Origin of the sequence: Eggerthella sp. BIOML-A1, assembly GCF_009875595.1 — a bacterium.
In the GTDB taxonomy this organism is placed as follows: domain Bacteria; phylum Actinomycetota; class Coriobacteriia; order Coriobacteriales; family Eggerthellaceae; genus Eggerthella; species Eggerthella lenta.
Genome location: NZ_WWRZ01000005.1, coordinates 1 through 12221, shown reverse-complemented (window position 1 = coordinate 12221; position 12221 = coordinate 1). Strand labels below are relative to the sequence as shown.

Here is a 12221-nt window from a genome sequence, read left to right as displayed (position 1 = left end):
CCGTAAGGTGCGGGCAATAGAGGGCAAGGCGCGCGTTTCGAGTGCTACACTGTGGCGAGAGCGGTCGAATGGAGGAAAGCGACGGTATGAAGAAGATACTGCTGGTGGCGACGGGCGGCACCATCGCATCGGTCGAGGATGGGCGCGGCTTGGCGCCGGCGCTGGGCGGCGAAGAGCTGGCGCGCTACGTGCCCGAGATCGCGGATGTGTGCGATTTCGACGTGGTGCAGCCGATGAACATCGACAGTACGAACATGCGCCCGGCCGACTGGATGCGCATCCGCGACGAGATCGTGGACGCTTACGACGCCTACGACGGGTTCGTGGTGCTGCACGGCACCGACACGATGGCCTACACGGCCGCCGCGCTGTCCTACCTGGTGCAGGGCAGCCCGAAGCCCATCGTGCTGACCGGTTCGCAGCAGCCCATGGCCAGCCCCTTCACCGACGCGAAGCTCAACCTGTACCAGAGCCTGCTGTTCGCGGCCGACGATCGCTCGTGCGACGTGTCGGTGGTGTTCGGCGGCGCGGTGATAGCCGGCACGCGGGCGCGCAAGCAGCGTACGATGAGCTTTGACGCGTTCACCAGCGTGAACTTTCCTGAGATCGCGCTGGTGCGCGGCGAGCGCATCGTGAGGGCGGGGTCGCCTGCGACGTGCGCGGGCGTCGGGGGAGCGCCGCGCGTGTACGATAGCCTCAACGAGCGCGTGTTCGTGCTCAAGCTGACGCCCGAGATGAATCCGAGCATCTTCGACCTGCTCAAGCGCGATTACGACGCTGTCATCCTGGAGACGTTCGGCATCGGGGGCATCCCCGACTACGGCGACTATCGCCGCGCCATCTTCGGATGGGTGGATTCGGGGCGCACGCTGGTCGTGACCACGCAGGTGCCCGAAGAGGGCTGCGACCTGGGCGTGTACGAGGTCGGGCGCGCCTATGCGGGACATCGCGGCATCCTCAAGGGTGGCGACATGACCACCGAGGCGCTTGTGGCGAAGACCATGTGGGCGCTCGGCCAGACGAGCGACCCCGACGAGATCCGCGACCTGTTCTACCGCACGGTGAACCACGACCGGCTGGCGGAAGAGGGCTAGGAACGCTCGGCTGCGATGGTTCCGAGGCGCACTGTGTGCAGCGACTTGTAGACGGCGCCCGCGCGGTCGAGCGTGCTCTTGTAGAGGGTGACGTCGTACGCCTCGTCGTCTTGGGGAAAAGCCAGGTGCGGCAGGCCGACGTGCGGGATGCGGGCGCGGCGCGCGAGGGTGAGGTGCGCTTTGAAGGGCTTGGCGTCGAAGGGCACGTCGCGGGCGCGCAGCTCGTCGCGCAGACGCGCCGCCAGTTGCTCGAGCTCGGGTGCGGCGGCGATGCCCAGCCACAGCGTCGCGTCGGTTGCGCGGCCGAACTTTCCCAGGCCGTCGCTGCGCAGCGGGACGGGGGACGCGCCGGCGCAAGCGGCTTCCAGCGCGTCGGCCGCGGCAGCGAGCTGCGCTTCGTCGACGTCGCCGAGGAAGGCGAGCGTGAGGTGGTAGGTGTCGCGCGGCAGGAAGCGCCCTTCCATCGACGCGCTCAGCCGGCGGGCGAGCGCGGCCGCGTCGTCGGCGAAGCCGGGCGGGAGGTCGAGCGCGATGAACGTCCTCATGGGGAGCTCCTTATTCCATGTCGAGCGGCATCTTGCGCGCGGGCGCGGGAAAGCGGCGATCGAGCAGCGCGAGATCGTCGCTTCTATACTGCGTGCATAACGCGGACCGTTATCCCCGCTTCGAGCCCTGTCGGCTGATACCGCCTTTGTGGCCCGATGCCTTGTTCGGACCCAAGCCGCCGCGCAGGGCGCGGTTGAGCTTGGGCGCGGGCGGCAAGGGGCGCTCGGCAGCGTGCGGCTTCTTGCCCATGAGGCTAGACCAGCTTGCCCTTGCAGTGGTCGATGCCGTGCTGGATGATCTGCGCCGTCCAGCCGTTGAAATCCTTCTTGCGCGGCTTGAGCTCGCCGTCGACCAGTTCGCTGTAGCCCACCTTGATGCGGTCGAAGCGCGTGACTTTGGAGTCGGCTTCAAGCGAGAGGCAGCCTTCGACGGCCTTGAACGCGCCGAGCGCCTGCAGCAGGCGCGGGTTGTACATGACGTGCGGTTGATCGTCGTCGTCTAGGTATGCGATGATGCAGGTCGTTGCGCCGATCTGGTTCGCCGCCAAGCAAGCGGCGCCGTCCATCGACGTCAGCGTTTCCACAAGGTCGTCCGCCACCTGCGCGTCGTCGGTCGTGGCAGGGGTGCATACCTGCGAGAGGATGGCCTCGTCCTTTACCAGTTCTTTGATCATGATGCTCCGTCCAAGGATGTCTCGTCGTTCGATGCTTGTTCGAGGATTTTATCATGAAGGAGGACGAGGTTCTCAGCTTTCGCCGTTTTTGCGCTTGAGCTTGTTGGTACGGGATGTTGTTGACGATGCATTCAAGCGCTCGTCAATCGAGGGCGGTTCTAATTCAGGTAGTTCTCGGGAATTGCACGTGCGGCGGTTTTCTGCTCGAAGCTGTAGGCGATGTTGAGCAGCTTCTCGTCCTCGTTTCGCCCTGCGACGAAGGTGGCCCCTCTTGGGGCGCCTTCGTCCGAGACGCCGGCGGGCACCGTCAGCTCGGGGTATCCCGCCGTGGCTGGCACGAGTACGCCTTCGTTGTCGTAGAACACGAGGGCGTCGAGCTTCTCGTCGCGAAGCAGGTCATCGATCCTGCTTTGCGCGGTTTTGACCATCGCCTCGACCTTCGCTTTGTCGAATTCGGTCACTTCGTTCGCGTCTTCAAGGAGATCCTGGCCATATTTCGCCCGCCTGCTCGGGTCTTTCTGGTTGAAGGCGACCAGATCGGAAAGGCTTTTCACCGGCGCTTGGTAGGTTTGCAGATAGCGGTCGAGATCGTTTTTGAAGTCCTGGTTGATGATGTACTCGTTGTCTATTCCGTCTTCCGAAAGCTCGACTGGCACCGCTTGCGCGCCGCAGGCCTCGATTTTGCGGGCGAGGGCTTGCTGCGGATCGTCGCCGACAATGCCGATGCGCTTCCCCTTGAGAAAGCCAGCATCGAGCTGTTCGCTCGCGGCCTTCGATGCGTCCGATGCGGATGCGTTGTAGAGAACGGCTGCGTCCTTGACGCTTTTCGCCATGGTTCCCACGGTGTCCATGGTGGAGGACAGGGGGATCACGCCTGCGGTGGAAATGGCATCTTTCGTGGGCTTGAAGCCGACTATCGAATGGATCGCCGCCGGCGCGATGATGGAGCCTGTGGTTTCCGTCCCGATTGCTGCTGCGGAGAAGTTGGCGGCAACGGCCGCGCCGCTTCCGGAGCTGGATCCTTCCGGCGAAAGGTTGAGGGGATCGAAGGGATTGTGGGTTTGGCCGGCCTTGGAGCTGTAGCCGCTCGGCATCTTCGTGTCCATGAAGTTTGCGAGCTCCGACAGGTTCGACTTGCCCAAAATGATGGCGCCGCTGTTCGTCAGGGCCGTTACTACGTCAGCGTCGTCTTTTGGCGTGAAGTCCTTGAGCGCGTAGGTGCCGCCGCTGGTGGGCATGGTGTTCGTGTTGACGTTGTCTTTGACGAGGACGGGGATTCCCCTCATGCCCGCCGGAGTTGCGGAGCTCGCGTCGAGGGTGCGGGCTTCCTCTATCGCCTTCGGATTGATCGCCGCTACTGCGTTGATGCCCTTTTCACCGGCATCGTATGTTTTGATGCGATCCAGGTAGAACGCCGTCAGTTCTTCGTAGGTCAAGTCGCCTTTTGAGATCGCCGCATGCAGGTCTTCGATGGGCTTCTCCATGATCAGGTCTTTTTTCGCGCGGACCTTCTCGAGGTCAATCCCGGCAAGCTGCGAATCGATGAGCGCAACCTGCTGGTCCTTGTCGTAGGAGATGCGCTCTTCCTGTTCGGGCGCGAGCGATCTTGGAAGCGCGAACGCCGCTATGGCAACGCCGACCAGGGCGATCGATATGATCGATGCGGGTAGTATGATTTTCAGGCGGGTTTTCATCGCGGTCTCCTCGCTTCGGTTGGGGATGCGGTGTCTGTCTCTGCGTTTCCGGTTGCGCCGTGGGGTTGTGGGGTTTCGTCCGGGAGGTGGGTTCGTCCAATGGCATTATGTTGCTGCGGCCTTTTATACCATGTCAAACGAGATTTCAGGTGTTTTTAAGGTTGGGAGGGAGTCGGCGAGCGCAGGAGTGCTTGCTGGCCGATGCTCGGTGCGTGGCGTGCGCATCGATTGTGCTATCTTGAGTTTTGGAGGAGACGATTGGCTGGAAGGGAGGGATGGAAAAGCAGGGACTCCTCGGGGTTTTTCTTGCACTGCTTTTTGCCTCTATCGTCATTGCGGCGAAGGTTCTGACGTGTCTAATCAAGACGCCTGGGTCTTGAGCCTGCTTTCGAGGGCGTGTTTGCGCATATGTTGCGCTACCAATACCGGTTGTTCCTCTCTTCAAGCTCAAGGAGCGCGTTGTAGAGCTGCTTTTGCAGCTCGTCTTTTTTCAGGCTTTTGACGTAGCGTTCGAGCTCTTTGTAATGCTCTTGCTGCCGGCGCTCTTCTTCCTTTTTCGGTTCCTTGACTTCGCGCAGGAAGGCGTCGGCTTCGCTGGGAAACGCGGTGAAGCACAATGCGACCATGTGCTTGCAGACAACTCGCCTGTCTTTTGCGAAAGGGCAATCGCAATGAGAGCGCTTGGGATGCTCGATGTCGATGACGGTATGGTAGGGGTCTTCCGCCGATCCTTGTATGCGGCTCTCGAAGATGTTTTCGGCCAGCTGCTCATACGCCTCGACTTTTCCTTCCTTGAAGTAGTCGTAGCCTCGCCATATGGAAGCTCCGCTTGCTGAAGACCAGAAGCTCATGAAAGGCCTCGTTTCTGTCGTTGTCGCAGGTTAATTGAGATTGAGTGTACGTTCGAATGGGGGAAGATGCAACCGGCTGGCAGCGAGGCGAACGGGAGTCGTGCAGCCGCCCTGCTAAGCGAGGTACTGCAAACGCGACGTCAATGAGAACGTAATCAACCAAGGGTTATTCTACCTCGTTGGCTTATCGATCACCGCGCGGACTTCAAGCTGCTTGTAATTGAAAAACTTGGCAGGCGGGCCGCCGACGCTATAGATTGGAGTTCGCCCGTCGTATATTGCATCGCAAACGCATTCGGCAGGTACGATTTGCACGCGATAAAGCAGATGAATCGCAATATTCGTTTGATTCGTTACGCAAATGGCGGCGACGTAGTGTGTTCGAGTATCTGAATTCGCCGTCTACTGTTGCGCCGGTTTCTTTTGCGACCTGTGGAGGCTTCGCGAAGTCGAGATCGGGCGACAAGACCTTTGCTCAGCAGTATGCCGGAACGACAGACGAATTGCGCGAGATCGTCGATGAGGTGCGTCGTTACATGGTGGAGCAAGGCGACAACGTATCCGAAAACGAGCTCAAGCTGTACTTGGCTATCAAGAAGGTCTGCAACATCGTTTGCGTCGAGGTGAACAGGACGCGCGTGATTCTGCATATACATTTGGATCCAGATACTGTTAAGCTGGGCGACATCGTTATTGACGCTCGCGAAAAGGGCCACTGGGGTACGGGCGATCTGGAGTGCAGCATTCGTATCATGGACGAGTTGGATAGCGTCAAGCCGCTGCTCGATAGGGCGTACTTGGAGAATTAGGGGGGATTGGCGGGGGGCTTGGGCGGTTGAAGAGCCGTTGGGAGCTGGTCGAGGATCGTTCGACTCGGCGTGGCAAGGGAGCCATTCGCGAGCGACGGCGTATTAACCGCTGATCAGCCTGCTTCGCGCAGCGCGTTGCGGACCACATTGGATCGAATGGCATCATGGAGCTTGGCGAGCTTGACGAGGTATCGTTCGGCAGGCGGTTCTCGTTTGTCGTGTTGTTTGGTGAAGCAGCAGATGCAGCTGGTGATGGCTATCAAGCGAGTCAAAGAAGACACAATTATCTCGGTATCATAGGAGGTGTTGATGGCAGGAGAGAGGGATGTTGTCGATATTGACGATGCGGCCGATAAGTCCGAGGCCGAAAGCGGTATAAAATGGACGTATCACTGCGATTCGGAAAACTCTACGAACTTGGGCGAGTCATATAAGAGCTTTGCGCCCGCCATGTCTAGCCTTGCTCAGGTAGCGGACAAGCTCCAAGGAATCTTTCAGTCTTCTTTTCCTGCGCTGGAGTCTTTGAAGGCTATTAGTCAGCGTATGCAGAATTTGATTCCTGGCTGGCAAGAGATGCAGGAAAGGCTTGCAAATTCAGTTTATCCAATTGTTGTTTTTGAGAAGGCTTGTAAGTGCTACAAGGTAACGGATTGGCCCTTGGCTCTCGTTCTTTCCGGCGCAGAAGAGGAAGAAGTGGCAAACTTATATGATATGGGTATGTCTGACGATGAGTTGCGGGTTGCATTGACTGAGTGGTCCTTATCTGTGTTCGATAGGGAAAGAGTTGAGTCTATTGGGGGCAAATGGGAAGAATATAGTTTCATCAGTTTGGAAGCGCGCAAACTGTTGGATCTGGCTTTGAGTCGTCATCTTGACGGGGACTATATAGCCTCAACGCTGATCAGCATCACTCAGCTCGAAGGATTGCTGTCTTCGAGTGTCGATAGCTTTAACGCCTTTGCGTATTTGGATAATGAGGTGTATTTCTGCGTCGTCAAGCGTGCAGGTCTCAATCGGGAAAAAGTGTTGCGCAACGTTAAAGATCATGCTATTGCTATGGCTTCTATTACAGATAAAGGCTTCATGCGAATCGATTCAGCTATAGACTATTTGGTGAACATTGCTTTGGCGAACACCGGGTCTTTTGACGAACTTGCCGTAGATAATCCGCTGAGAAATAAGATCTGTCATGGTTGCCAGATGAATTACGGCACAAAAGTCCATTCTTTGAAGTCGATTCTTGCTGTGGATACCGCCCTTAAGCTTGGGGCGATGGCAAGAGCGTCGGTCTCAGAAAAGAACGAAACGGAGGCGTTTGGCGAATGATGTCCCCTTACGATGAAGTCTGATATGGAAGCTGATGCCATGAGGCAGTGCATGGGAATTCGCGATGTTTTGCTATCTGGTGGGTGTGTTGCGGCTTGCTCGATGACGCTTTAGTTTAGGGCGGTATGATGAGCTGAACGTACTGGTGGGGGGGTACGCCGTATCGTTTACTCGCACGCAATGGCGAAGCTCATATAGATGGAGTGTTGCGAGACGGCTTCCACGTACGGTAGTGATTTGTGTTTCTGTCAGATGCGCTGCCGGAGGCTTGCCGATGAGGCAAGGGCAATGGACGGCATCATGGTACGCGTTGAACATCCGATTCTGTGCAAAGTAGCGACGTTGTTGGTAGTAAAACGTCCCTAGCGCAAATCTTCCTTTTATCCGCAGAGTCCCCGTTGTGGGACATGCAAAGGGGACTGCAAGGGCTATCATTCGTGTATCGTCCGAAGATTGATTGGAGGCATCGACGCGGGATGAATAGGCATGCTCGGATTGCAGCATGGACGACCGCAGGAGCAATAATGGATTCCGGCCGGATTCGCGCCAGGAATCCGAGAAAGCGCCGCCGCCTTCTCGAGCTCTTCTACGCCCAAGGATTCTCCTTGGGAATCCCTTTTCGACTTCCGGGCCAGCCGGACTTGCCGCGGGTTTCGGCCCTCTTCGAGTGCTGATGCAGGATAAGGGTTCCGCCTACGGCGGCGGCGCTGACAGGCAAGCCTGCCACGGGTTTCGGCAGATGGGAGCCCTGATGGTTGGCGAATCGAACCGTTTACTCCGTCTTTGCGAAGGCGCAAAACCAACTACGGTTCGCCATAACGTCAGGTAGACGGCAGCATATGGTAAACTTATATAACAATGATGCCAGACCATGCGGCACCTCAGGCTGGACGTTCAAAGGAATGACGATGGACGAGACCGAGCTCAAGCAGACGCTCCTCAACGGCAAGAAGACCGAGCGGATCATCTTCGCCGTCACCCCCGACCTCAAGCAGGCGGTAATGGCCATGGCCAAGCAGGATTGCGTGTCGGCAAGCGCCTTCATCGCATCGATCCTTGCGGAAGAGGCGGTCAGGAGGGAAATGCGGTGAACGAGTCGGACGTGCGTTTGAAGCTCATCGATCCCGTGCTGAAAAAGAGTTGGGACGCCGATAATCAGATTTTCACCGAATACTATTTCACCGACGGCGAAATCATCGTTCGAAAGAACCTCCATATCAGGAAGAAACCGAAGAAGGCCGACTATCTGCTTATGTACAGGCGCGAGATGCCCATCGCCATAGTCGAGGCGAAGGATTCGAACCACACGGTGGAGGCCGGCCTGCAGCAGGCGATGGACTACGCCATCGCGCTCGACGTCCCCTTTGCCTACAGCTCCAACGGCAAGGGATTCGCAGAGCACGACTTCACCACAGGTAAGGTTCGTCGCCTTGGGATGGACCAGTTCCCGACCCCGGACGAGCTCTGGAAGCGCTATCGTGAATCGAAGGGGCTTTCGACGGAGAAGGCCGAGGGCATCGTTTCGTCGCCCTTTTATTACGAGCGCGGCGGCAACTCGCCCCGCTACTATCAGCGCAACGCGGTCAACCGAACGGTCGAAGCGATCGCCAAGGGCCAGAACAGGCTCCTTCTCGTCATGGCCACCGGCACGGGTAAGACGTACACCGCCTTTCAGATAGTCCATCGCCTGCGCGAGGCGGGCTTGGCTCGAAAGGTGCTCTACCTTGCCGACAGGAACATCCTCGTCGACCAAACCATCGACGGCGACTTCAAGCCGCTGCGCAAGGTGATCACGAAGGTTGAGCATCGCAAGCTCGACCCGGCCTACGAGATCTACTTCGCCCTCTATCAGCAACTCGTCGGCACCGACGGCGAAGAGATCTTCAGGGAGTTCAGCCCCGAGTTCTTCGACCTCATCATCGTCGACGAGTGCCATCGCGGCAGTGCTGCCGACGATTCGGCATGGCGCAAGATTCTCGAATACTTCAGCTCCGCCGTCCAAATCGGCATGACAGCCACGCCGAAGGAAACGAAAGACGTATCGAACATCGACTACTTCGGAGAGCCGGTGTACACCTATTCGCTGAAACAGGGAATCGAGGATGGATTTCTCGCCCCATACCAGGTCGTGCGCGTGAAGCCGAGCGTCGACGTCTACGGCTGGCGTCCGGAAGCCGGAACCGTCGACGACAACGGCGAGCTCATCGACGATCGCGTGTACGAGAAGCAGGACTTCGACCGCGACCTGGTGATAAAGGAGCGAACCGACGTTGTCGCCAAGAAGATAACCCAGTTCCTCAAGGAGACCGATAGGTATTCCAAGACCATAGTCTTCTGCGTTGATATCGACCACGCCGAGCGCATGAGGCAGGCGCTGGTCAACGAGAACAGCGACATTGTAAAAGAGCACCCGACCTACATCATGCGCATCACCGGCGATTCGAAGGAGGGCAAGTCGAAGCTCGACGAGTTCATCGACCCCGACGAGAAGTACCCTACTATCGTCACGACGTCGAAGCTCCTCACCACGGGTGTGAACTGCAAGACCTGCAAGCTCGTCGTGCTCGACAACGTGTACGGCGAGCAGGGCATGACCGAGTTCAAACAGATCGTCGGCCGAGGCACGCGCATATGCGAACCGTATGGAAAGCTGTACTTCACCATCCTGGACTTCCGCGACGCCTCCCGAATGTTTGCCGACCCCGCGTTCGACGGCGAACCGGTTCAGATCTTCGAGCCGGCCCCTGATGGCCCCATGGTTCCCGACGAGGATGAGCCCGACAGCCCGCCCGACATCACCCCCACGCCTGATACGCACGATTGGCCGGATGGCGCCGATGACCAGAGCGGCCATATCAAGTACTACGTTCACGGCGTTCCCGTCGAGGTTGTTTCCGAGCGGGTCGAGTACTATTCTGTCTCCGGCGATCTGGTGACCGAAAGCCTGAAGGACTACACCCGCAAGAACATCCGGGGCGAATACGACACTCTCGACCATTTCCTCGTTGTGTGGAACGCAGAGGACCGCAAGCAGGTCATCATCGACGAGCTCAAAGAGCGCGGTGTGTTCCTCGACGAGATCAGGAAGGAATCGGGGCAAGACCAGATGAGCGATTTCGACCTCATCTGCCACATCGCCTACGACCGGAAGCCCCTCACGCGAAGCGAGCGCGCAAACAATGTGAAGAAGAAGGGCTACCTGTACGAGTACACCGGCGTGGCGCGCGATGTGCTCGAAACCCTGCTGGACAAGTACGCTACATCGAACCTCGTCGACCTGGACGACACGAGAGTCCTCGACCTCGAAGAGTTCCGCCAGTTCGGAAGCCCCATGAAGATATGCAAGGCATTCGGCGGCAAGAAGCAATTCATCTACGCGGTGCAAACTCTTGAGAATGCGCTCTATTCGGCATAGAAAGGCTTGAAGCATGGCACTGGGATCCTTGGTGAAAACCCTTCAGAACATCATGCGCAACGACGCGGGCATCAACGGCGATGCTCAGCGTATCGAGCAGATGACATGGCTGTTCTTCTTGAAGATCTACGATGCGAAGGAAGAGGAGTGGGAGTTCCACGACGATTCGTACGAATCCATAATCCCCGACCGGCTTCGCTGGCACAGCTGGGCGCCGGACGCCAAAGACGGAAGCGCTCTCACTGGAGACGAGCTGCTCGACTTCGTCAACAACGACCTGTTCAAAACCCTCGCCGGCCTTGAGCTCGACCAGAACGCCCCTTTGCGCCAAGTTGTCGTGCAGGCGGCCTTCACCGACGCCAACAACTACATGAAGGACGGCATCCTGCTCCGCCAAGTGGTCAACGCCATCGACGAGTCGGTTGATTTCACTGAGTACAAGGAGCGCCACGCCTTCGGCGAGATCTACGAGATCATCCTCAAGGACCTGCAGTCAGCCGGCAACGCGGGCGAGTTCTACACGCCGCGCGCCGTAACCGACTTCATGGCAGAGATGCTCGCACCGAAGCTGGGAGAATCCGTCGCCGATTTCGCATGTGGCACGGGCGGGTTCCTCACGAGCGCCCTGAAGCTGCTGGCGAAGCAGGTGAACACACCTTCCGACCAGGAGCTCTATTCGAAGTCGATCTACGGCATCGAGAAGAAGCAGCTGCCGTACCTGCTCTGCATCACCAACATGCTGCTTCACGATATTGATAACCCGCAGGTATTCCACGACAACTCGCTTGAACACGACGTGCGCGACTACCGCCACAAAGAGGGCGGCCAGTTCGACGTGGTGCTCATGAACCCGCCCTACGGCGGCTCCGAGAAGGCCTCGATACAGAACAACTTCCCGACCGCGCTGCGCAGCTCTGAGACGGCCGACCTTTTCCTAGCGTTGATTCTCTACCGCCTCAAGAAAAACGGCCGTGTTGCGGTCATCATCCCCGACGGATTCCTTTTCGGCCAGGATGCCGCGAAGGTCGAGATCAAACGCCGACTGCTGAAAGACATGAACCTTCATACAGTCGTCCGTATGCCGCAGAGCGTCTTCGCCCCCTATACACCCATCACCACCAACATCCTGTTCTTTGACAACACGGGCAAATCGGAAGGCGTTTGGTTCTACCGCATGGGCATGCCTGAGGGGTACAAGCACTTCTCGAAGACCAAGCCCATCAAATCCGAACACTTCAATGAGGTTCGCGAATGGTGGAATGATCGCAAGGAGATCGAGGAGGACGGCAGCCCCAAGGCTAAGTTCTATTCCGTGGAGGAACTGAACTCCGACCATAACTTCGACCTTTGCGGTTATCCGCATGAGGAAGAGGAGATTTTGCCTCCTGACGAGTTGATTCGCGACTACCGCCAGCGCCGCGCTGCACTTGATGCGGAGATTGACCGCAAGTTGGCACAGATCTGCGATATTCTGGGAATTGAGGACGTCGATGAAGGCTAAAGACCTTAAGAACTCGATCCTGCAGATGGCGGTGCAGGGCAAGCTCGTGCCGCAGGATCCTTCAGATGAGCCTGCTTCCGTGCTTCTGGAGCGAATCCGCACAGAGCGGGCGCAACTCATCAAGGAGAAGAAGATCAAGGCTCCCAAGGGCGGCGAGTCAATGATCTACCTCGGTTCCGATGGGTCCCGCTATGAGAAGCGCGTGGATGCGAAGGGCCGCGAGAGCGAGCCGATTTGCATCGACGACGAGATCCCGTTCGAGATCCCCGAGGGCTGGGAGTGGGCAAGGCTGGAGGGCATTACCACCTACAT

11 protein-coding genes are annotated in these 12221 nt (G+C 58.1%); 7 read left to right on the top strand and 4 right to left on the bottom strand.

Going from position 1 to position 12221, the window contains the following annotated elements; translation table 11 throughout:
• The first annotated feature begins 86 nt into the window (after positions 1 to 86).
• Positions 87 to 1094, top strand: coding sequence for an asparaginase (locus GT590_RS07130; protein WP_009304960.1), 1008 nt, complete (start codon positions 87 to 89; stop codon positions 1092 to 1094).
• On the opposite strand, the gene thpR is transcribed toward GT590_RS07130, so the two are convergent.
• The 4 genes from thpR to GT590_RS07110 form a co-directional block, all read right to left on the bottom strand.
• Positions 1091 to 1639 (bottom strand): RNA 2',3'-cyclic phosphodiesterase, encoded by a 549-nt coding sequence (gene thpR / locus GT590_RS07125; protein ID WP_114533027.1) that lies wholly within the window; start codon positions 1637 to 1639, stop codon positions 1091 to 1093. The two genes, GT590_RS07130 and thpR, sit on opposite strands and share 4 nt — an antisense overlap.
• Before the next feature lie 254 nt (positions 1640 to 1893).
• A complete protein-coding gene (locus tag GT590_RS07120) occupies positions 1894 to 2313 on the bottom strand; it encodes a peptide deformylase (protein WP_009304956.1) in 420 nt (139 codons plus the stop codon).
• 158 nt (positions 2314 to 2471) lie between these two features.
• Positions 2472 to 4007, bottom strand: coding sequence for an amidase family protein (locus GT590_RS07115; protein ID WP_086414778.1), 1536 nt, complete (start codon positions 4005 to 4007; stop codon positions 2472 to 2474).
• 416 nt (positions 4008 to 4423) lie between these two features.
• On the bottom strand, positions 4424 to 4858 hold the full coding sequence (locus GT590_RS07110) for an SWIM zinc finger domain-containing protein (protein ID WP_086414777.1): 435 nt from the start codon (positions 4856 to 4858) through the stop codon (positions 4424 to 4426).
• A 377-nt stretch (positions 4859 to 5235) separates the two neighbouring features.
• On the opposite strand from GT590_RS07110, the gene GT590_RS14815 reads away from it, so the two are divergent.
• The 6 genes from GT590_RS14815 to GT590_RS07080 all read left to right on the top strand — a co-directional run.
• The gene (locus GT590_RS14815; RefSeq protein WP_227791385.1) at positions 5236 to 5667 is read left to right on the top strand and encodes a DUF5655 domain-containing protein; all 432 of its coding nucleotides are present in this window, start codon (positions 5236 to 5238) and stop codon (positions 5665 to 5667) included.
• Positions 5668 to 5976: 309 nt separating this feature from the next.
• On the top strand, positions 5977 to 6993 hold the full coding sequence (locus GT590_RS07100) for a hypothetical protein (protein WP_227791384.1): 1017 nt from the start codon (positions 5977 to 5979) through the stop codon (positions 6991 to 6993).
• A 908-nt stretch (positions 6994 to 7901) separates the two neighbouring features.
• The gene (locus GT590_RS07095) at positions 7902 to 8084 is read left to right on the top strand and encodes a hypothetical protein (protein WP_009304935.1); all 183 of its coding nucleotides are present in this window, start codon (positions 7902 to 7904) and stop codon (positions 8082 to 8084) included.
• On the top strand, positions 8081 to 10408 hold the full coding sequence (gene hsdR / locus GT590_RS07090) for an EcoAI/FtnUII family type I restriction enzme subunit R (protein ID WP_114558124.1): 2328 nt from the start codon (positions 8081 to 8083) through the stop codon (positions 10406 to 10408). Before GT590_RS07095 ends, hsdR begins: the two co-directional genes overlap by 4 nt.
• A gap of 13 nt (positions 10409 to 10421) precedes the next feature.
• Complete coding sequence (locus tag GT590_RS07085) at positions 10422 to 11909, top strand: class I SAM-dependent DNA methyltransferase (RefSeq protein WP_009304932.1); 1488 nt, start codon at positions 10422 to 10424, stop codon at positions 11907 to 11909.
• The coding region (locus GT590_RS07080; RefSeq protein ID WP_205217243.1) for a hypothetical protein at positions 11899 to 12221 on the top strand (323 nt) is incomplete at its 3' end. The genes GT590_RS07085 and GT590_RS07080, both read left to right, overlap by 11 nt.